Annotated in this window: 17 protein-coding genes and 1 pseudogene; 9 read left to right on the top strand and 9 right to left on the bottom strand. The window is 70.4% G+C overall.

What is annotated here, in order from left to right:
- Nucleotides 1–3: 3 nt before the first annotated feature.
- The gene (locus FAF44_RS23555) at nucleotides 4–879 is read left to right on the top strand and encodes an NAD(P)-dependent oxidoreductase (RefSeq protein ID WP_237105401.1); all 876 of its coding nucleotides are present in this window, start codon (nucleotides 4–6) and stop codon (nucleotides 877–879) included.
- Nucleotides 880–902: 23 nt separating this feature from the next.
- Here the strand turns inward: FAF44_RS23555 and FAF44_RS23550 are convergent.
- Nucleotides 903–1,013 (bottom strand): annotated as a pseudogene (locus FAF44_RS23550) (IS5/IS1182 family transposase); the annotation flags it as partial.
- Between the two features lie 63 nt (nucleotides 1,014–1,076).
- Entirely contained in the window at nucleotides 1,077–3,788 is a 2,712-nt protein-coding gene (locus FAF44_RS23545; RefSeq protein WP_237105400.1) for an AAA family ATPase, read from the bottom strand.
- Between the two features lie 150 nt (nucleotides 3,789–3,938).
- Between FAF44_RS23545 and FAF44_RS23540 the strand changes: the two genes are divergently transcribed.
- Complete coding sequence (locus tag FAF44_RS23540; protein ID WP_237105428.1) at nucleotides 3,939–4,745, top strand: DUF2306 domain-containing protein; 807 nt, start codon at nucleotides 3,939–3,941, stop codon at nucleotides 4,743–4,745.
- A gap of 62 nt (nucleotides 4,746–4,807) precedes the next feature.
- On the opposite strand, the gene FAF44_RS23535 is transcribed toward FAF44_RS23540, so the two are convergent.
- From FAF44_RS23535 to FAF44_RS23525, 3 genes are all read right to left on the bottom strand, one after another.
- A complete protein-coding gene (locus FAF44_RS23535; protein WP_237105399.1) occupies nucleotides 4,808–5,626 on the bottom strand; it encodes an alpha/beta fold hydrolase in 819 nt (272 codons plus the stop codon).
- Nucleotides 5,627–5,752: 126 nt separating this feature from the next.
- Complete coding sequence (locus FAF44_RS23530) at nucleotides 5,753–7,468, bottom strand: ABC transporter ATP-binding protein (protein WP_237105398.1); 1,716 nt, start codon at nucleotides 7,466–7,468, stop codon at nucleotides 5,753–5,755.
- Complete coding sequence (locus FAF44_RS23525; protein ID WP_237105397.1) at nucleotides 7,465–9,204, bottom strand: ABC transporter ATP-binding protein; 1,740 nt, start codon at nucleotides 9,202–9,204, stop codon at nucleotides 7,465–7,467. Before FAF44_RS23525 ends, FAF44_RS23530 begins: the two co-directional genes overlap by 4 nt.
- A gap of 1,036 nt (nucleotides 9,205–10,240) precedes the next feature.
- Here FAF44_RS23525 and FAF44_RS23520 point away from each other — a divergent pair.
- The 3 genes from FAF44_RS23520 (at nucleotide 10,241) to FAF44_RS23510 (ending at nucleotide 13,352) form a co-directional block, all read left to right on the top strand.
- Nucleotides 10,241–12,070: an RICIN domain-containing protein gene (locus FAF44_RS23520; RefSeq protein ID WP_237105396.1), complete on the top strand. Its 1,830-nt coding sequence runs from the start codon at nucleotides 10,241–10,243 to the stop codon at nucleotides 12,068–12,070.
- A gap of 321 nt (nucleotides 12,071–12,391) precedes the next feature.
- A complete protein-coding gene (locus FAF44_RS23515; RefSeq protein WP_237105395.1) occupies nucleotides 12,392–12,850 on the top strand; it encodes a hypothetical protein in 459 nt (152 codons plus the stop codon).
- Between the two features lie 175 nt (nucleotides 12,851–13,025).
- The gene (locus FAF44_RS23510; protein ID WP_237105394.1) at nucleotides 13,026–13,352 is read left to right on the top strand and encodes a hypothetical protein; all 327 of its coding nucleotides are present in this window, start codon (nucleotides 13,026–13,028) and stop codon (nucleotides 13,350–13,352) included.
- A 13-nt stretch (nucleotides 13,353–13,365) separates the two neighbouring features.
- On the opposite strand, the gene FAF44_RS23505 is transcribed toward FAF44_RS23510, so the two are convergent.
- Nucleotides 13,366–14,745: an FAD-binding oxidoreductase gene (locus FAF44_RS23505; protein ID WP_237105393.1), complete on the bottom strand. Its 1,380-nt coding sequence runs from the start codon at nucleotides 14,743–14,745 to the stop codon at nucleotides 13,366–13,368.
- A 424-nt stretch (nucleotides 14,746–15,169) separates the two neighbouring features.
- On the opposite strand from FAF44_RS23505, the gene FAF44_RS23500 reads away from it, so the two are divergent.
- Together FAF44_RS23500 and FAF44_RS23495 are read left to right on the top strand one after the other, a co-directional pair.
- Nucleotides 15,170–16,294: an acyl-CoA dehydrogenase family protein gene (locus FAF44_RS23500; protein ID WP_237105392.1), complete on the top strand. Its 1,125-nt coding sequence runs from the start codon at nucleotides 15,170–15,172 to the stop codon at nucleotides 16,292–16,294.
- Nucleotides 16,295–16,340: 46 nt separating this feature from the next.
- Nucleotides 16,341–17,345, top strand: a complete 1,005-nt coding sequence (locus tag FAF44_RS23495) for a methyltransferase (RefSeq protein ID WP_237105391.1) — start codon at nucleotides 16,341–16,343, stop codon at nucleotides 17,343–17,345.
- Nucleotides 17,346–17,393: 48 nt separating this feature from the next.
- Here FAF44_RS23495 and folE read toward each other — a convergent pair whose 3' ends face one another.
- Genes folE through FAF44_RS23480 form a run of 3 tightly spaced genes read right to left on the bottom strand, consistent with a single transcriptional unit; the run spans nucleotide 17,394 to nucleotide 19,211 of the window.
- A complete protein-coding gene (gene folE / locus FAF44_RS23490) occupies nucleotides 17,394–17,999 on the bottom strand; it encodes a GTP cyclohydrolase I (RefSeq protein WP_237105390.1) in 606 nt (201 codons plus the stop codon).
- On the bottom strand, nucleotides 17,996–18,514 hold the full coding sequence (locus FAF44_RS23485) for a 6-carboxytetrahydropterin synthase (RefSeq protein WP_237105389.1): 519 nt from the start codon (nucleotides 18,512–18,514) through the stop codon (nucleotides 17,996–17,998). The genes folE and FAF44_RS23485 overlap by 4 nt, the downstream gene beginning before the upstream one ends.
- Nucleotides 18,486–19,211 carry a 7-cyano-7-deazaguanine synthase gene (locus tag FAF44_RS23480; protein WP_237105388.1) on the bottom strand — a complete coding sequence of 242 codons (726 nt, stop codon included), beginning with the start codon at nucleotides 19,209–19,211 and terminating at the stop codon, nucleotides 18,486–18,488. Before FAF44_RS23480 ends, FAF44_RS23485 begins: the two co-directional genes overlap by 29 nt.
- A gap of 568 nt (nucleotides 19,212–19,779) precedes the next feature.
- On the opposite strand from FAF44_RS23480, the gene FAF44_RS23475 reads away from it, so the two are divergent.
- Together FAF44_RS23475 and FAF44_RS23470 are read left to right on the top strand one after the other, a co-directional pair.
- Nucleotides 19,780–20,367 carry an NADPH-dependent FMN reductase gene (locus FAF44_RS23475; RefSeq protein WP_237105387.1) on the top strand — a complete coding sequence of 196 codons (588 nt, stop codon included), beginning with the start codon at nucleotides 19,780–19,782 and terminating at the stop codon, nucleotides 20,365–20,367.
- Between the two features lie 235 nt (nucleotides 20,368–20,602).
- Nucleotides 20,603–21,052, top strand: a 450-nt coding sequence (locus FAF44_RS23470; RefSeq protein WP_237105386.1) for a hypothetical protein, incomplete at its 3' end; no start/stop codon positions are given.

Here is a 21,052-nt window from a genome sequence, read left to right as displayed (position 1 = left end):
AACATGACAACCAACGACAGCGTTCAGGTGAGCGTTCTCGGACTGGGCGCGATGGGCAACGCTCTCGCAGCCGCCTTGGTGGAGTCCGGACACGCGACAACGGTCTGGAACCGCTCAGCGGGAAAGGCGGGCAACCTGGTTGCGCAGGGGGCGCAGGCGGCCGCCACGGCAGGCGACGCGGTCCGGGCCGGCCGGTTGGTGATCGCATGCCTGCTGGACCACGCGTCGGTCCACGAGGTGCTCGATCCGCTCGCCGAGGAGTTGGTCGGACGAACGTTGATCAACGTGACCACGATGTCACCGGAGCAGTCGCGCGAGATCGCCGCCTGGGCCGCCGATGCTGGGGTCGCGTACCTGAACGGCGGCATCATGGCCGTCCCGGCGATGATCGGCCGGCCCGGGTCATCGATCCTCTACAGCGGATCGGCCGCCGTTTTCGACCAGTACAAGCCGCTGCTCGACCTGTGGGGAACCAGTACCTACTTCGGTAAGGATGCCGGGCTGGCGTCTCTGTACGACCTCGCCCTGCTCTCGGGCATGTACGCCATGTTCGCCGGATTCATGCACGGCGCCGCCATGGTCGCGCCGGCCGGCATCACGGCGGGCGAGTTCGCCGCCAGGGCCGCACCGTGGCAGACCGCCATGACCGGTGCGTTCCACGGGTTCGCTGCGGTCATCGACGGCGGGGACTACACCGTCGAAGGGCAGCAGAGCCTTGAGTTCTCCAACCTCGGTAACCTCCTTGCCGCCAGCTCCGACCAGGGCATCAGCACCGAGGTGGTCGCCATGGTCCAGCGGCTCATCCAGCGCCAGATCGATGCGGGCCACGGAGCGGAAGGCTTCGCCCGAATCATCGAGAGCATCAAGCAACCGGGCTGAATGCTCGCGCGACGGGCCCGAAGTCATGGTCGCCTGGTGAGGCGCCCGTCCCAGCAGTGGGTGGTCCAGGCACGGCGGAGGAGGCTACGGACGGTGATGATTGTGCCGGCCAGGTCGAAGAACGCCGCAACGAGGCGTGTACACCGTTCTCCGTGAATACACACATGCCGCTTGACCTGCATGGACGTCCTGGAAGATCAGTCGAGGTCGAGGTCGCGAAGTTCGGCGCGGGCGGAAATCCCGAGTTTGGGGAACGCCCGATACAAATGCGAGCCCACCGTCCGCGGGCTGAGGTGCATCCGGTCGCCGATCTCGCGGTTGCTCAGCCCTTTGGCCGCGAGCCGGGACACCTCCAGTTCCTGCGGGCTGAGCAGCGCGGCGACCGCCCGGCTCTTGCGGGGCACGGCGCCGCCGGCCGCGCGGAACTGGGCGACCGCGCGCCGTGCCCACGGTGCCGCTCCCAGCGCCTCGAACGTCTCGCCTGCGGCCCTCAGTATCGGCTGGGCCTCGGTCCTGCGGTGGTTGCGACGCAGCCATTCCCCATAGAGAAGTTCGGTCCGCGCCCGGTCGAAGGGGTGCTGGTCGAGTCCGCCGTCCGCGAGCGCGCTCCGGAAGTGCGACTCGGCGTGCGCGTCGTCTGCCAGGATCGCGCGGTGGCGGTGCTTCCGGGCCAGGGCGACGGGCCCGCGGATGCCACCGGTCTGAGGTTCCATGGCCGCGACGACCCGCCGGGCCGGTTCCGGATGTCCGGCGCGTACGGCGGCCTCGACCAGGTCCGGGAGCATCGCGAAGGCGACGAAGTCATTGGATCGAGGCGAACCCCGCTCCATCAGGCGCATCAACTCCGTGAACGCCTCCCCTGAAGCGTCTTCACCCAGCGCCAGCAGCCCAAGGGCACCGGTCGCGGTCGCCGCCGCGACCCGCTCGCGCAGCGGGAGCGCGATCTCCAGCGTCTGCCGGACCAGCTTGCGGCATTCCGCGGCCTCGCCGCGCACGGCGGCGAACCGGGCCGACTGGGCGAGGAAGTTGGCCGTCCATCCCCGCTGGCCGGTCTCGTAGCTCAACCGCAAGCCCTCCAGGGCGTGCGCGGCCCCCTCGGTCCAGCGCCCGAGCCGGAACTCGATGTCGGCGTGGTAGAACAGCACTTCGGTCAGGAGCGCGGGAAAGCCCGCGGCACGGACCCGGCGGCCGGTGGTTTCAGCGAGCCTGAGGGCCTGGTGGTCGTCGGGCCCCATCCAGCCGATCACGGTCGCCCACATCCACTCCCGCTCACCGCCCCCGCCCCCGGCCTGGGCCATGGCGCCCGGAAGTTCCCACAGTTCGGCCCCGGTGATGACACCCTCGTAGCCCTTGAGCAGACCTTCGGCGGCGCGAAGCGTCGCCGGGGAGCAGTCCAGGCCGGTGATGCGCCCGGTCGCCAGCATCGTCGCCGCCATGTCTCCGGCGTGCAACGCGGCCCCCGCCGCAAGGGTGAAGATCCAGGCCGCCTCCTCGGGTTCGGCGGATGCCATGAGCTCGGCGCAGCGCATCAGGTGTGCGTAGGCGATCGCGGGGTCCCCGCTGTACAGCTCGATGGTCCCATTGAGCCGGGCCAGTACCGCGGGGGGCACGGGCTCGGCCAGGACCTGGTCGGTGAGCGTCCGTGCCAGGCCGGGCCGGCCTGCGTCCAGCGCCACGAAGGCGGCGGTCACCGTCCTGCGGCAGCGGTCGGCGGGCACCTCGCTGAGCCGCGCGGCCTGCCGCAGGACGGAGATCGCCGCGGCCGCGCCACCGCGCCGCCGGGCGGCGTCGCCGCCTCGTTCCAGCGCGGCGGCGATCTTCTCATCCGGTGCGGTCGTGGCCACGGCGAGGTGCCAGGTCGCCTGGTCCTGCTCCCCAGCGGCGCCCAGGTACGCGGCGATGGCCAGATGCGCCGTACGGCGGCGGTCGAACGAGGCGTCGGTGTAGACGGCGGAGCGGACCAGGGGATGCCGGAAGCGGATCTCGGCCCCGGTGAGCTGCACCAGCCCCGACCGCTCGGCCGGGCCCAGAGCGTCGGCCGGCAGGCCCATCCGGGCGGCGGCCCCGAGGACGGTGCCGGCGTTCCCGCTCTCCTCCGCGGCGGCGACCAGCAGCGCCGCACGGCCCTCCGCGGACAGGGCTTCGACCTGCCGAAGGAACGCCGCGCGGACGCGGGCGCTCACCGGCAGGGTTCCGGTCATGGCGAGATCGGGCAGGGCCCGCTCGGGCTCGTCGAGCCGGGCCAACTCGATCAACGCCAGCGGGTTGCCACCGGTCGCCGCGACGAGGGCGTCCCGTTGAGGAGTGGGCAGCGTCCAGCCGTACGCGTCGAGCAGTAGCGCGGCATCCTCGGGGGGCAGCCCGTGCAGCACCAGTTCGGTCAGCCCGGCCGTATTGACCGGCAGCGGTTCGGGTTCGCGCACGGCGAGCAGCATCGCGACGCGCTCGCCGGCCAGCCGGCGAGCGGCGAACAGCAGCGCGGCGGCGGAGGCCCGGTCCAGCCACTGCACGTCGTCGACGGTGACCAGCAGCGGGCGGTCCGCCGCCACCGCCGCGAGAAGGGTGAGCACCGCCGCCGAGACCAGGAAGTCCGAGGCCGCCGAGTCGGTCATGCCGAGCGCGCCGCGCAGCGCCTCGGCCTGGACGCCGGGCAGCGCGTCAAGGTGATCGAGCACCGGCCGCAGCAGCCCGAGCAGCCCGCTGAACGCGTGCTCGACCTCGGATTCCACCCCCGCACACGCGAGCACCCGCATGGGCTCGGAAGCGGCCGCGCTCTCGGCGGCATGGCGTAGCAGCGAACTCTTCCCTATCCCCGCTTCCCCGCGCAGGACCAGCACCCCGCTACGTCCGCTCCGCGCGTCGGCGAGCAGCCGGGCGACGGCACCTTGTTCTCCGTGCCGACCGTGCATCACCGGTGAGTCCCGGCTCCCCGCCGGAGGTCTCCCGAATGACTGCAGTCGGTTCGACTCTGGCCCCGAATCCGCGTCCCCGCGAGGCTGGCCCCAATGGGCGGGTGACTCCCGCCTGCCCCGACGACGAGGAGACCTTCTGTGGCCACGATGCTGGGAGGACCGGGCTCGGTACCCGACGGGGGCGGGGCCGGAGCGCCGCCTCCGCAGCCGGCGGCGCGACCACAGCGACGGCGCCAGCTTCGCTGGATCGCACCGCTGTTCATCGTGATGCTCGCTTTCGTGGCGTACTTTGTGCCGCCGTACCTTACCTTCGATCCGGCGCAATCGAGGGTCGAGGTGTCCGGTTCCCCGCCATTCTTCTACCCCCTGCTTGTGGCGCACATCATGTTCGGCACAGTGGCCCTGCTGACGGGGTGCTTCCAGGTGTGGCCGTGGTTTCGCCGCTCGTTCCCCCGGGCGCACCGCTGGACGGGGCGGGCGTACTTCTTCCTCGGGGTCTTCCCGGCCGGCATCACCGTGCTCGGAGTCGCCCCGTTCGGCCACACGGGCTTCGGGGGGAACACCGGGAACACCATGCTGGGCCTGGTGTGGCTGATCACCGGTATCGCCGGATGGCGGATGGCGCGGCAGCGGCGCTTCCCGGAGCACCGCAGGTGGATGATCCGCAGCTTCGCGCTGACCACGTCCATCGTCGTGAGTCGTCTGTGGGCCGGGATACTGCTTCTCATCCAGCTTCCGCAGCTCGACTCCGTCTACGGCGGCGACGAACAGGCGATGATCGAGGCCATCGGAGCCGCCGGCGTCTGGCTGAGCTGGGTCGTCAACCTGCTGATCGCCGAGTGGTGGCTGGAGTACACGGACCATACCGGCAAGCCCAAATCCCGCAGACGCCCGCGAACAGGAGCCGATCGCAGTCGTTCCAGCAGCACAGCGGCGGAGCGGCGGCCGGACTAGCCGTCTGGCCGAGGACAAGTTCGCGCGGTCGGCGGCACCTGGCCGGTCCGGGTATCAGGGGATCACCGGTCCTCGGCGGCCATTGCCGTGAAGTTCAGCAGCAGTTCGCCGACCGTCTCCGGCGCTTCCAGCATGGGCAGGTGCCCGACGCCGGGCAGCAGTTCGACCCGCGCCTGCGGCACCGCGTCGTACCGGTGTGCCGACGACGGCTCCCAGCGGGGGTCGGCAGCGCCGAAGATCACCTGCACGGGGACGTCGAGGACGGCCAGGCGCTCGGGCAGGCTCCGCTCGGCGATGTAGGCGGTGTTGCGGCGCAGCACCGTCCGCATCACCCGGTAGGAGATGCCCCGTACGTCGGCGACCACGTCGTCCGGGAGGTCCACCGGGCGAACGGCCGTCGCGCTGATCCCCTTGCGGATCATGGCGTCCGAACGCCTCGGCCACAGCAGCGGGCCCAACGGCGGGGCCAGCAGGGCCCGGAGGATGAACGGCTGCCGGAGGAGCGCATCCGGACTCGGGCCACTACTGATCAACGCGAGCGCACCCACGAGGTCGGGACGTTGCTCGGCAAGCGCGGTGGCGACATAGCCGCCGCTGGAGTGCCCGGCCACGGCGACGTGACGCAGCCCGAGGTCGTCCAGCAGCGCCGCCACCTGGCCCGCCTGCGCGGGCACGTCATACGACGGCGCGGGCGGGGACTGACCGCAACCCGGCAGGTCGACGCGGATGACGTGATGGTGGCCGGCCAGCGCCGGGACCACCGGGCCCCAGAAGCCACCCGAGGCCCCCGACCCGTGGATGAGCAACAACGGCGGCGCCTGCCGCGGGCCGTCATGGACCACGTGCATCCCATGCGGGTACTCAATGTCGTATTCACTCATGCGGAGACTGTGCACGGACGGCCGAGCGTCAGTCTTGGACGAATGTTCCCGCGGAGCTGAAGACCGGCGGCCGTCACCATAACGGCTGTACCGATGTCCGAAGGCCGGAACACGGGCCTGGCGGGCTCATTCCCGCGCGGCGGGAGCCAGGGAGACGTTCCAGAAGTCGGCGTAACGGCCGCCGTGGTCGAGCAGTTCGTCGTGGCTGCCTGCCTCCACGATCCGGCCGCCGTCCAGAAAGACGATCTGGTCGGCGCGCCGGACCGTCCGCATGCGATGCGCCACCATCACCACCGTCCGGCCTGCCATCAGGCGCTCGATGCCCTCGTGGACGGCCGCCTCGTTGACCGGGTCCAGCGCCGAGGTCACCTCGTCCAGCAGCACGATGGGCGCGTTCTTCAGCAGCGCCCGCGCGATCGAGACACGCTGGCGCTCACCGCCTGACAGCAGTGCGCCGCCCTCGCCGACCTTCGCCGCCCATCCTCCGGGCAGTCGCTCGATCACCTCGTCCAGCCGGGCCGCGGTCGCCGCCGCCCGCACCTCGGCAACGCCCGCGTCGGGACGGCCCAGGCGCACGTTCTCCTCGATCGTGCCGTCGAAGAGATGGACGTCCTGGAAGACGATGGCGATCCGCGCCATCAACGCCTCGGTGCTGATCGCGCGCACGTCCACGCCTCCCACGCGCACCGCGCCGGCGTCCACGTCATAGAAGCGCGCCAGCAGTTGCAACAGCGTGCTCTTGCCCGCGCCGGACGGCCCGACGACCGCGAGCCGCTGTCCCTCGGGGACGGTGAGCGACACCTCGTCGAACACCGTACGCTCGCCGTGCCGGAAGGCGACGGCGTCGAACTCCAGGCCGTGGTGCGCCGGCCGGCTCGGCTCGCGGGGTTCCCGCAGCGGCTCCGTGCGCAGCACCGTCTCGAGTCTGGCCAGCTCCGAACGCGCGCCACGGAGCTTGCCGCCGATGTCCGACAGCGACAGCAGCGGGTCGGCGCAGCGGGCGGCCAGCACCAGGATCGCCAGGATCTCCGCCGCGCCGACGTTCCCGCCGAGCGCGAGGTAGGCGCCCAGGACCAGCAGCCCGGTGAAGACCGCCTGCACGGTGAGCGTCAGTCCCACGGCGCCGGGCAGCGTGGCCAGCACGGTACGGCGGGAGGCGCGCTGGGCATCCAGCAGCGAGTCGTCGAGCCGCTGGAAGCGTTCGCCGGTCCGGCCGCCGGCCCGCAGCACCGGCTGGGCCTGGAGGAACTCGATCACACGCGCGCCGGCCTCCTGGTCGCGTTCGTGACGGTCGGAGTCGGCGGCGGCCGTCGCGCGTGCCGTCCGGGCCTGGATCGCCGCCACGCCGGGTGCGGCGAGCAACGCGGCCAGCCCCATCCGCCAGTTGAAGGCGGTCATCACGGCCACGATGGTCAGCGGCGTGACCAGGGCGGAGATGAACGGTGCCAGCAGATGCGCGGCCACACCCATGGCCTGCAGGAGGCCGCGGCCGGCCAGGACGGACACCTCGCCGATGCGACCGGCGTTGTACCAGCCGAGAGGGAGGCGGGCCAGATGCTCGCCGAGCCGGTGATACATGCCGCGCAACATGGTGGTCCCGACCCGCATGCCGGACAGGTCGCTGATGTAGCGCAGCACGGCGTAGAGGGCGACCGCGGCCCCGAACGCGACCAGCCACGGCACGGCGTCCGCGGGCGTGTTGCCGAGCAGCGCCCGCAGCACCGGGACCAGCAGCGCGTAGGACGAACCCTCGGCCACCGCGGTGACCGTCATCAGGATCACGGTGCGGCGCATCGCCCGGGCGTACTCGTCTCCGAGCACGCGCAGCAGCATACGGATCATCGGGGCTCGTCTCCTCGCAGCACGCCATCGTGGGTTTCGATGGGGGATCGCCAGAACGCGGCGAAGCTTCCGCCTCGTGTCAGCAGGTCGGCGGGCCTGCCGCGTTCGACGATCACTCCGTCCTCCAGCACCACGACGGTGTCGGCGCCGGCGACCGTCTCCAGCCGGTGGGCGATGACGACGATCGTGCGGTCGCCGCCCAGCGTCGCCAGGGCCCGGCGGACCGCCTGTTCGGTCTGCGGGTCGGCGAAGGAGGTGGCCTCGTCCAGCACCAGAACGGGCGCGTCGGCCAGCAGCGCGCGGGCGATCGAGATCCGCTGCGCCTCGCCTCCGGACAGCTTGGTCTCTTCACCGAGCACCGTGTCGTATCCGCGCGGCAGTTGGAGGATGCGGTCGTGGATGCCGGCCAGCCGGGCGGCGCGGACCACGTCGTCGCGGCCGGCCCGCGGCACCGCCAGCGCGATGTTGTCGGCGACCGAGACCCGCAGCAGACGGACGTCCTGGAAGACGAAGGCCACCTGCCGATGCAACTCCCGGCTGCCGATCTCGCGCAGATCGACGCCGCCGAGAAGGACCGAGCCGTGGGTGGGGTCGAAGAACCGCGGCAACAACTGGACCAGCGTGGACTTCCCGCTTCCCGACGGCCCGACGACCGCGGTGACCGTCCCCGGCTCCAGCACCAGGTCGATGCCGCGCAGCACCTCGTGGCCGGCGTCGTAGGCGAAGCGGACGTCACGCAGTTCCACCCGGTGCCCCCGCGGCGGACGCGGGTGGGCGGGCTCGGGCAGCGGCCGGACCGCGAGCACCTCTTTGATCCGGCCGACCGCGCGGCCGGCGGCCTGCAGGTCGTCGAAGCCGTGGCCGAGCGCCGCCACCGGAGCGGTCAGTCCCAGCCCGAGCAGCAGGAACGGCAGCAGGTCCGTCGGCGCCAGGCCGCCGGAGGTGATCAGAGCCGTGCCTCCGACCAGCACGACCAGCAGCACGAACGGCGGCGACAGCGCCAACTGCATCCCGGCGGCGATCACGGACATGCCGCGCACCCAGCGGGAGAAGATGCTGACGAAGTCGTCGGCGGCCGTCAGGAACGTGCGGTGGGCGCGCTCGCCGCCGCCGAACGCCTTGACCACCGAGATGCCTTGCACGAACTCGACGACGGAACTGGCGATCCGTCCCATGGCCGCGTCGTAGGCCTCCTGCTCGCGCGTCCTGGCGGGCAGCATCAGCAGCGGAACCAGCGCTGTCGCCAGCGCCACCGGGATCAGCGTGATCAACGTGAGCCGCCAGTCGACGGTGAACAGGTAGATCAGCGACACCAGCGGCACCACGAACGCGGCGACGAGTTCGCCGGGGGCGTGGGCGAGGAACGGGTGCACGGCGCTCACGTCCTCGCCCACCACCTTGGCCAGCTCGCCGGTGCGCCGCCGGGAGAACCAGCCGAGCGGGACGCGTCCCAGCGACGCGGCGAGTTGCCGGCGGAACGTCAGTTGCACCCGGCTGTCGAGAACGTGCCCGATTCCCGACGACGCGGCGGTGCACAGCAGCCGGACGAACAGGCCGGCCGCACCCGCGATCACCACCGTCCAGACGTGAACGTGGTCGATCGGGCCGGGCGACAGCAGGGCACGGCCCAGTTCGACGAGCGCCAGCAGCGGGGCCAAGCCCGCGAGCGCGCCGATGACCTGCAGGATCACCACGGCCGCGAAACTCCGCAGATGCGGGCGCAACAGCCGTGTCATGCTCTGTCCCGCCGCGGAATCGGCATGCGCTTGCTCGGTCGGCCGAGCGGGGTCGCTGGTGGTGGTCATCGTTCTCCGGTTTCGTCGATCTCGTCACGACCCGGCCCGTGACCGAGCCGATGAGGGGTGAGGGGTGGCGTATGAGGGGGCGAGGGGCCGGTCGAGCCGGCCTGGCAGGCCGGCACCGGTGCGGGCAACGCCCTGCCCATCGCCCTGCCCATCGCCCTAGACGTCACCCGCACGGATGCCGGACGTGGCTGACCGGGTCTGCCTGCGGCACGCCCTACCGCCCTCGCCCCCGTCTACGAACCCCCCTCCAGCCGGCGGCTCTCCCTCTACCGTGCGGCCTTCACCACGCGGCGCGAGGCCGCCGGGAGCGACACCATCCGCTTCGTCGTCATCCTCGCCCTGCTCCCGTGCCTATCCGAGGACGGAGACCGTCATTTGATCCCGGCGTCGTCGCCGGCCAGGGCGCCCGCGAAGGTGCCGCTGCCGCCGTGGCCGCCGACAAGACCCTGGGCCGCCCCACCGCCCTGGACCCCGCCATCGCGGCGGCCTACCGCCGGGGCGCCTGCCGCGGGCCGTCATGGACCACGTGCGTCCCAAGCGAATGCTCGATGTCGTACTCATTCATGCGGAGACTATGCACGGGCAGCCGACCAGCAGTCTTGGACAAATGTTCCCGCGGAGTCATAGCGGTGACCGTATGGAACATGCACCCACCCCGGCCGGCGCGGCGCTGCTTCGAGGCCCGTCGGGTGAATCCGAGTGGCGGGCCTGGTTCGCGCGCTATCGCCGGCGGGCTGTAATCAGGTAATTCCATGAAAATGGTCGGATGTCGAAAGCCGTTCTGGTGTCTTACGCCCGAGGAATCGGATGACCCTCATGGAAGTTGAAAGCCCCCTTGACGTGGACGGACTCAGAAAGAAGGTAGCCGAAGCGTGCGGTTTCCCGGTCGAAAGGCTGGCTTGATACGTCCGCAATGCTTTGACACCATCCGCGTGACATCCGATCAACTTCTGTCGGAGGGTTCTTCATGCACCAGAGGTTAACCATGGTGGCGCGTCCCGGCCTCGCGGCCCTGCTCGCCCTCACGGTGGCGGTCGCGATCGCGACGGTGGCCCTGTCCGTCCGTCCGGCCAGGGCCGCCGTCGCGCCCGTCGCCGGAAGCACCTACACCGTGGTCTCCGCCGCCAGCGGCAAGTGCCTCGACGTGGCCTCCTCCTCCACCAGCGACAAAGCCCTCCTCATACAGTTGGCGTGCGCCGCCGGCGCCACCCACCAGCAGTTCAAGGTCGTCTCGCAAGGCGGCGGCTTCGCGCTCACCAACGCCAACAGCGGCAGGTGCGTCGAGGCGCCCGACGCCACGGCCGGCACCCAACTCCACCAGAACGCCTGCTCGGCCGCCGCCAACCAGACCTGGACGTTCACCGCATCCACCGCGGCGTCCGGAAAGTACCTGGCCAGGAACGCGTCGTCCGGCCTGTGCCTCACCGACAAGGACGCCGGCACCGCCGGCAACAACCCGATCGTGCAGCAGACCTGCTCCGACGTCTCCCAGACGCAGTGGTCCTTCAACTTCGTCTCCGGCCCCGGCTCGGTGGCGGCCTTCCCGGGTGCCGCGGGCCCGGCCAGGTACGCGACCGGCGGCCGGGGCGGCGACGTCTACCACGTCACCAACCTCACCGACAACGCCACCAGCCCGCAGGCGGGGTCGCTGCGCCACGGGATCAGCACCGCGCCCGCCACCGGACGGACGATCGTGTTCGACGTGGCCGGCACCATCAGGCTCTCCCCTCCAGGGCGGCAGGGCTGGCTGACGATCGGCGCGAAGAACCTGACCATAGCCGGCCAGACCGCGCCCAAGCCGGGCGTCACGATCATGGGCCAGGCGACCAAGATCACGGGCAGCGACATCATCGTCCGTCACCTGAAGTTCCGTCCGGGGCAGGACCAGGCCAATCCCGGTACGGCGACCAACGACGGAATCTGGATCACCGGCGACGACGTCATCGTCGATCATGTCTCGGTCAGTTGGGCCGACGACGAAGGCATCAGCACCAGTGACGGCGCCGGCCAGGTCTCGGTGCAGTACGCGATCGTGTCCGAAGGGCTGAACTACAACGGACACAGCTACGGCGCACTGGTCGGCAGCGACGTGAGCGGCTCGAACATCGCCTACGACCACAACCTGTTCGCGCACAACCTGAGCCGCCTGCCCCGCCTGGGCAACGAGACCGGCGCGGTGAACTACGTCGAGTGGAGCAACAACGTCGTCTTCGAGGGCAAGGGCTACAGCGGCACGGACCAGCTCGCCAACGCCAACTTCGTCGGCAACACGTACCTGCGGCACAATTCCAGCAACGCAGAGGTGTACGTCGGGGCGACCGGGACGAGCGCCTACCAGTCGGGCAACAAGGTCGACTACGACGGGGACTCCGATCTGACCAACGGCACGGACGCCACCTGGAACCAGTTCACCGCGATTCCGACCCACAGGTCCACCCGCTTCGACGTCCCCAACGTCACCAACGAGCCCGCGTCCACGGCGCTGAGCAAGGTCCTGGACCGGGCCGGCGCGTTCTGGTGGGCGCGTGACGCCGTCGACACCAGGATCGTCAGCCAGACGCGCACCACCACCGGAACACTGATCAACTATCCCAACTCCACCGAATGGAACAACCTGTGGAACGCCGCACAGGTGAACAGCCCCAGCGGATGGGACACCGACCGCGACGGCATGCCCGACACCTGGGAGACCGCCAACGGACTCAACCCGAACGCTGACGACCACAACGGCGACAGCGATGGCGACGGCTACCTCAACATCGAGGAATACCTCGACCGCGCCGCCCAGGGCGGCTGAAACGTTTCTTCCTGTACGTCAGACGCGGCGACAGCCGCCTCGTGCAAGCGCCTTCAGGTAGTCGCCCTCAACTCTTTTGCCATAACCCACGGGGATTACAAGCTGGACAGCGGTGCCGCCTCCCCCGGAAGCGCCTGCGAAGACGGGGCCCTGCCAGTGGAACTGGGGCCGCGTAGCGCGATGGGGGAAGCTCCAGGATGGTCCGGTGCGTTGCGATGGGGGGATTCGGGCGAAGTACTGGCACCGCATACGCTCCCATGGCGACTGACCTCGATATTGAGCGCGGCCAGTGAGGCGACGTCCCCGGGCGATCAGGAGACCTTGCTCGAAGCCATCCCTTCCAACACGCCTGTTCAGGTCTTCGTCCTCTTAACCAAGCCGCTCAGGGAAAGGGAGGTGAACGCCCTGTGGCGGAGTCCGAGCAGCGTGATGGTGGCACCCGGGCAGCCATTGATCTGGGAGCCGATGGCGTCCTGTGACTACCGAGGATTCGACACGTGCCGGTTCGACGCGCACCCAGAGCCGCTCACCGCACAATTCAGGGCATGGGTGAGCCTGCTGCAGGAAGATGATGCGCAGGTCCTCGATCAATTCAATCTCAAGCTTGAGCACCTGCAAAAGTACGCGAGAGACGGTCTCATCTACGGATTCTCCACCCGGAATCTTCCTGGCCCCGTCCGGGCCATCGCCGATGACCCACGTATCCGGACCGTTTACGTCGTGGATACCGACGTGCCCGACATCCGGTTGCCGATGGGCGACCAGCAGAAGAAGTATTGACCTCTGATGCGTGATGTCCGGGAAATGCCCTGTCGCTGACCTGGCCCGACTATTCGGCGGCCGATAAGTTGAGGGCGCAACAGCAGGGGGCAGAACTCAACAAGGGGGCAACGTTCACATGTCTGTGAATAGATCCGTCATCGCGACCCTTGCGGCGGCCGTAATGGTGGTGACCATGACGCCGACATCGGCGGATGCGGCGCTCGCACGGCAGAGGTGTAACAACATCTCCGGCTCACCTCTCTGCATCGTGGTCGGCGGGGTGGATCAGACCACATTCATCAGGACCTCCTATCACAAGAGAAGCGGTCCGAAGCGTTACGTCGGTCTGTACGTCGCACTCTGCGACACCGCCGGCCGAAGGGTCTACGCGGGAAATGTCAGTGCCGGCCAGGTCGTGACCGGCGGACTGCGACGGTGGGTCAGCAAGGGTGGCTGCTATATCGGCTTCATGCGGATCGGCAACACGCAGTACAACACGGGGCGGCTGACCGTGCGCTAGACGAAGTAGGTCCTCAGTCGGATCGGGCGGCCAGGAGGGCAGGTCTGAGGCTCTGGGGGTGGTGGAAGAGGTCGTGCGGGTCGTAGCGGGTCTTGATCGCGCGGAGCCGGTCGAGGTGCTCGCCGTAGTAGGCGGCGGCCCAGTCCGGACGGCGTGGGGAGATGTTGTTCTGGTACGACTGCCCGGACGCCCAGGGCCGCAGTTCCTGCCACAGGGAGACGACCCGGTTCCTGGCCTCGATGACGCGGCCGACGCCCGCCGCGGGTGCGACCTCGCTCCAGAACCACATCGCGAAGGGGCAGCCGCGGTGCGCCCAGGCCGTGGTGGGGTCTTTGCCCAGAGCGCCGCCCTGACGTTCGAGGAGCAGGATGGTGTCGGGACGGGCGGCGAGCCGCCGCGCGAGGAGCGCCGTGGCGTTCGGCGGCAGCGGGGCCGCGAGCAGGTGGTCTTCCTGAAAGGTGTAGACGGGCTCCGGAGAGGGCCGTAGCACCTCCCAGAGGTGCGTGATCGCGTCCGGATAGCCGGACGTGTGCGTGCCGGCGGCAGCAGGTTCGCCGAGCGCGGCGACGAGCCGGGCGACGAGGGGGTCACCGGCGCCGGGCGCTCCGCACCACCAGGCGATCACCAAGGTCTGGGATGCGCCGCCGCGTACACAGAGCTGGGTGCTCATCGGCTCGGGCAGCGTCATGGACCAGCGCTGCCAGGCGGTGATGGTCTCGGCCGTGCGGTGGCCGGGCCAGCCGAGGAAGAACGTGCGCACCTCGGGGGCGGGATAGGTGTCGAAGGTCAGGGCGGTGACGACGCCGAAGGCGCCCGCGCCCGCGCCGCGCAGGGCGAAGTAGAGGTCGGGGTGGGCGGAGGGGCCGCAGGTGACGGCACTGCCGTCGGCCAGGACGATGTCGGCCTCCCGCAGGTTGTCCATGGTCAGGCCGTAGGCACGGCCGACCATGCCGATGCCGCCGCCCAGGGTCAGGCCCGCGATGCCGACCTCCGGGCAGGTGCCGACCGGCAGGAGCCTGCCGTGTTCGGCCAGGACCCGGGTGACCCGTCCGCTCCTGTTGCCGGCGCCGATCCGGGCTCGGGCGTCGTCGATGCGGATCGCGTCGAGCGGGGAGACGTCGATGACCAGGCCGGGGCCGGTGGAGTAGCCGGCGAAGCTGTGGCCGCCCGAGCGGGGGTGCGGGGTGAGACGGTGGCGGCGGGCGAAGTCGACCGCGGCGCGGACGTCGTCCTCCGTCGAGCAGCGCGCGATGGCACGGGGTCGTGCCTGATGGAAGCGGGGGTCGGCGATCCGCCGGGCCGTCGCGTAGCCGGGGTCGCCGGGGAGGATGACCTCGCCGCGCATCCGCCGGCGCAGGGCCGTCCAGTCCGCTGCGGTGGGGCGGCGGGTCATCCGGCGGGGAAGTACGGAAGGTCGCGATGGCGCCCGGTGGCGCAGACCGCCGCGGGCGGAGGTGGGGCGGCTGGGGGACTCATCGCGGCTCCTCGGGACAGAAATCCTTGCACCGAGAGTAGCCGGATGATAACTCTATGCAAAGAGCAAGGGCTGGCTGTCCTCGTTCATGACATACGGCGATGTCGGTTGACCGGTAAGGGCTGGCGACATTGTCATTCCGATGACCAGACCCTGCTGCCCTCGCGAACGTCCCGGCCGAGCGCCCGGTTTCGGAGAGCGCGTCGGAGGAAGCGGCGCGGACGGCGGACCGGGCGTCACGATCGAGCCTAAGGATGTGCAGCCCATGTCCACCGAAACGCCAACCGTCCACCGCCCGGCAGACGAGCCCGGCCCGGCGGCAGTTCTCACGGGAAGCGACATCATGGCCCGGGTCCGCGGCGCGCTGGCCCACGTCGAACAGTTCGCCCAGCAGGCCGAGGAGCAGCGGCACCTGCCGCGGGACCTGGTGGAGGTGCTTCGGACGTGCGGGGTGTTCCGGGCGGCGATGCCGGCCGACTGGGGCGGGCCCGAGATGACCTCGATGGAGCAGGTCGCCCTCGTCGAGGAGGTGTCGGTCGCCGACGCCTCGACCGGCTGGTGCGTCATGATCGGCATGGACTCCGGGATCTACGCGGGCCACCTGGGGCCCGACGCGGCTCGCCGGATGTATCCCGAGCTGGACATGATCACCGCAGGTCAGGTGGCCACCGTCGGACGCGCGCACGAGACCGACGGCGGTTTCCGGATCGAGGGCCGCTGGGCGTTCGGCAGCGGTTGCACCCACGCCGACCGCATCACCGGCGGTTGCGTCGTCCACCGTGACGGCCGGCCGGTGCTGGACGAGCGGGAACGTCCGCAGGTCCTGATGTTCCTCGCCGAGCCCGCCGACGTCATCCTCGACGACACCTGGCACACCACGGGCCTGGCGGGCACCGGCAGCCGCCACTACACGGTCGAGAACCTGTTCGTCCCGTACGAGCACACCTTCCGGCTCGGCGCCCCGCACCGCCGCGGCCCGCTGTACCATCCGGACGCGCTCCTGCGGAAGATGTCCGGCATCCCGCTCGGCATCGCCCGCTCATCCCTCGACTACGTCTACGCCCTCGGCCAGGAGCAGACGCCCCGCCGCGGCGCCTCCTGGCGGCAGTCCTCGCGGGTCCGGAGCACCGTCGCCGAGTGCGAGATGCTCCTGGCCGCCGCACGCGCCGGCGTGTACGCCTCGCTGGAGCGCCAGTGGCTCCAACTGGCGGCCGAGGTGCCGCTGACCGCACGTGACCAGGCGCTGCCCGTACTGGCCCGGTACCACGCCTTCCACACCGCCCGCCAGATTGTCCAGACGCTCTACGACCTGGTCGGCGGGGAGGCGGTCTATCGCGGCAGGACCCCGCTGGAGCGGCGGCTGCGCGACGCGATCACCGCGTGCCAGCACATCGCCGCCCAGCATCGGGTCGTGGAGAAGGTCGGCGGCATCCTGTTCGGCGACCCCGTGGCGGACGTTCTCGTCTGACCGACCGGTGGCACTCCCCCACACCGACGAACCCGAGGAGCCGTCCGTGCCCGAGCCGCCAAGCATGCGGGAACTGGCCGATCTGACCAGGCCCCTGGCCATCCGCACCGCCGCCACCCTGCGACTGGCCGACCACGTGGCGGCCGGCGCCGACGGTGCGGACTCGCTGGCCCGGGCCGCGGACGCGGACGTCGGCGCGCTGCGCCGGTTGATGAACTACCTGATCGCCGTCGGCGTCTTCGCCGAGGGTCCGGACGGCCGTTACCGTCTGACCGAACTGGGTGACTGTCTGCGGGACGAGCATCCCGATCAGACCCGCCGCGCCCTGGACATGGACGGCGGCCACGGCCGCGCGGACCTGTGCTTCGTGGACCTCGCTCGGGCCGTGCGCACCGGCAGGGCCACCTACGCCGAACGCTACGGCCGTCCGCTGTGGCAGGATCTGTCCGCCAACCCGGCCTGGTCGGGCTCCTTCGACGCCGACATGGCGCTCAAGACCTCCCACGCGGCAGCCGCCCTCGCCGCAGGCTACGACTGGTCGCGCCTGCGCCACTTCATCGACGTCGGCGGCGGCACCGGCGAACTCCTGATCGCCCTGCTGAACGCCCACCCCACGCTCACCGCGACCCTGCTCGAACAGCCCCTCCCGGCCGCGGCGGCCACCGAACGCCTCGCCCGCGCCGGACTGGCCGGCCGGGCCGAGGTCGTCGCGGGCAGCTTCTTCGACCCGCTGCCCGCCGCCGGCGGCTACCTGCTGTACGACATCCTGCACAACTGGGACGACGAGGACGCCACCCGCATCCTGCGCCGCTGCGCCGAGGCCGCGGGAGAGACCGGCTCGGTCCTGGTGATCGAGCCCACCGATCTGACCGATCCGTTCATCGCCATGGTGGACCTGCGGATGCTCGTCTTCTTCGGCGGACGCCAGCGCAGCGTCGGGCAGATCGCCGATCTGGCGGCCCCCACCGGCCTGACCGTCACCTCGGTCCGTCAGGTGGGCCGGCTGTCCGTCATCGAGTTCCGCCACGGCGGCGGAGCACGACATGAGTGAGGCGGACGGGTGGTTGCGCCGGTGGGAGCACACGCTCGTGACGGAGCCTCAGGTCTGGTGCAGGCGCAGGAAGCCGTCGCGGATGACCGGATCGTGGTCGAAGGCGCCTTTCAGGTGAAGCGTGGTCATCCTGGCTCCGGCCGCCTTGACCCCGCGCAGCGTCATGCAGAAGTGCTCGGCCGTCACGTGGCAGGCGGCTCCCAGGCAGTCGGCCCGCGTCGACAGGCTTTCGACGATCTGCTCGCCCAGGCGCTCCTGCACCTGCGGCCGGGCGGCGAACCCCTGCGCCATCCGGGCCAGCTTGGACAGGCCGACGATGGGTGCGCCGGGCGCGGGCAGGTAGGCGACCGTCATGGTGCCGACGAAGGGCAGCAGGTGATGCTCGCACAGGGAGATGAACGGCATGTCGGTGACCGCGATGATGCCGGGCTTGGCGGCTTCCGGGGGGAAGGTGACCTCCAGATGCCGTCCCGGGTCTTCGCGCAGTCCGGCGGTCAGCTCGCGTAGCGCCGCCACGAGCCGGGCGGGGGTGTCGGCGAGCCCCGGCGTGTCCAGCGGGAGGCCCAGCGCGGCCATCATCCGCCGCGCGTGCAGCGAAGCCTGATCGGCGACGACGGCGGAGACCACCTCTTCCGGTAGGTCCTCGACGGTCACGGCGCCACCCCGGAGGCCAGTGGGACGCCGCTCGGCGCCTGCTCCTCGCCCGGCGAGCCGGACCGGGGCACGAACTCGGCCGCGTTGACGTGCGTCTCGGTCACCTCGACCCGGCTGACCGTCGCGCCGGCGGCGCGCGGCTGGTCGTCCAGGATGACCTGGGCGACCCTGGCCAGCAGCACCGCCACCGCCTCGACCGTCGGGTAGGGCAGATCGCGGGCGTACGGCGGCTCGCCGAAGAGGTAGACCTTGCTGCCGTGCGCGGCGAGCAGCGGGGCGAGCGGATCGCCGGCGCCCAGCATCGCGCCATGGTCGAGATGCTCGTCGATGAACGCCCGCAGCGCCTTCTTGAACGCTCCGAACTCGACGACCGTCTGGTCCTCGCTCAGCCGGCCCGCCCGCACGGTGACCTCGGCCCACCACGAGTGGCCGTGCAGGTTGACGCATTTGCCGGCCAGGTGCGGCAGGCGGTGCGCGGTCTCGAAGTTATGCCGGACGCGGATCTGATGGGTCATCGATGGCCTCGCTGTCGTAGACGGTCGGATCGGGCGCCGCGCCGAGGGCGAAGGCGCTCCTGCGGGTCAGGCAGGCCAGGCAGGTGCCGCAGTGGACCGGGCCGTCGAGGTAGCAGGTCCAGCTCCTGTCCATCGGCGCGTCCAGTCGCACGCCGTAGGCGACGATCTCCTCCTTCTGCATGCCGACGAACGGGACCTCCACCCGGGGCGTGTGGAAGCCGCGGGAGGCCAGGCGCACCATCTCCTGGTAGGCCGCGAAGAAGTCGGGCCGGCCGTCGGGCATCGGATATCCCTCTCGCGTGTGGTGCACCCCGAGCGCCACCACCTCGGCGTGGCGCGCCATCGCGATGGCCACCGCCATGTCGGTGATGAAGGCGTTGCGGTTGGGGATGGTGATCGACCTCAGGGCCTCCTCGGAAGGCACCAGGCTCGGTACGGTCTGGCTGCGGTCGGTCAGCGAGCACCCGGTGAGGAGGGGGCCGAGACCGCTCACCGTCACCGTGTGGTGCTCGGCGGCCAGGTGCGCGGCCACCTCCCGGCCGGCCGCCAGTTCGCGTGGCCCGTGCCGCTGGCCGTAGTCGAAGGAGAGCAGCAGCAGCCGGTGGGTCCGGCGATAGTGGGCGGCCAGCACCGTGGAGTCGAGCCCGCCGGAGAAGAGCACGACGGCCAGCGGGGTGTCCGCGCCGTCGGCCGTCATCCGGCCGGTCCTCGGCCGGTCCGTACGAGGTCGGCGACCGCGCAGACCGCGGCCGACTGCCGACTGCTCGTGACCGGTTCGTGGATCCGAGCGGCCGAGCTGGACAGTGAAACCGGCATGACCTCCCCTTCCGTGGGCGATCCACCAGCGAGCGGCGCCGTGCCGAAACAACCGCCGCCGCCGGATCATGGCCTCTACCTGGGGACACTACATTGCGTAATCAGCCAATGGCAATATGTAGTTTTGCCATTCGAGACGAGGCCCCGCCATGGGCTTCGAACCCATTTGTGCGACCAGGCATCTCCGATCTCCGGAGCATTTGTCGAAACACGCCGAAAATATCCTTTTGGCGAGGGCAGCAATCTTGAAAGCCCCCGGTCAGGGCATTGACATGAATTAATGATCTTGTCAAGATAAAGACCACTTGATGCGCCGACACCGCTGGAGCCGATTCCATGGAAAGCCGTTTCGATATGGACTCCGGCGTCGCAGGGTCTGCTCAACTCGAATACGACACGAGCAATGTCAATTTCATTCCGGACGAAGTCGAGAATGAAATGGCACCGGTATGAGTGCCGTGCCGGAGGTCGTCCTGCTCAGCGGGTCGCTCACCAGCGGCTCCAAGTCCGACCGCGTCGCCACGTGGTGCGCGGCCCGGTGCGTCGGCGAAGGCGTACGGGCGAGAGTGTTCCGAGGGGTCGAGCTGCAGTTCCCCTTCTACCGCCCGGCCGCCGACGTTCCCCCCTCCGTACGCGAGTACCTGGACGTCATGGAACGTGCCGACGGCGTGGTCCTGGTGTCCCCCTCCTACCACGGCGCGGTGACCGGCCTGCTGAAGAACGCTCTCGACTACGTCAACGAGCTCGCCGACCCCGACCGGCCCCTGCTGGACGGCCGCCCGATCGGCTGCGTGGCGCTGGCCCAGGGAGAGCAGGGCGCCACCACCACCCTGGCCATGCTCAGGACGATCGGGCACGCGTTGCGCGGCTGGCCCACGCCGCTGGGGGTCACGCTGTCCGGCGACCGTGCGCTGATCGACGAGACCGGCTCCCCGGCGGAGGAACCGGCCCGAGCCCGGCTCCAGGTGATGCTCAGTCAGGTAATCTCCCTGTCCAGGACGCACGCCCGCCGCCGCGCGGCGCTGCAACGCGCCTGATCGCTCGTCCTTCGGTCACCCCGGCCCGCAGCACGAAACCGGGTCATGTCGCAGCCTGAGGACTCGCGGGTGACTATCGCGATCCCGGGCGCCGACCGATGCACCGACCAGCAGGAGTTGCCGTAGGTTCGGGCCTGCTCCTGGCGGTGTCGTATGCGCGACCGGCGGGCGGGACACCTCAGGCGCTCTCATGCGGCCCGAACGCCACAATTTCGGACAAGATAGGTTCTCCCCCATGGCTCACCGGATTTTGGCCCTGACGACCGTGCTCGCGCTGGCCACGACCGGGTGCGGGATGCTGCCGACGAAGGCCGCCGCACCCCCGCCCGCCACCACCGCGCCGGCGTCGAGCGCCCCGGCCACCAGCGCTCCACCCCCCACCACCGCCGAGGCATCGGGTCAGGACACCCGGCCGGCCCTGGCCGAAACCCGCAGCACCATGACCGAAAACCTCAAGGTCGAGGTCGTCGGACTCAACCGCGTCAAGGGCAAGCACCTCGTCGTCCAGATCCGGCTGTCCAACACCGGCACCGACAAACACCTGTCCTGGGCCGGCGAGATGGGCGACCTCACCCGCCCCCTCGGCGAGATCAAATGGGCCTCCGGCATCGGCGTCCTCGACGCGCAGGCCCGCACCTGGCTGCTGCCGTACCAGCCCGCCGGCTCCCCCTGCCTGTGCAGCGAC

The organism is Nonomuraea sp. MG754425, from assembly GCF_021699195.1.
Taxonomy (GTDB): Bacteria; Actinomycetota; Actinomycetes; order Streptosporangiales; family Streptosporangiaceae; genus Nonomuraea.
The sequence above is the reverse complement of the archived record's forward strand: the minus strand, read 5'-3'. Positions and strand labels throughout refer to the sequence as shown.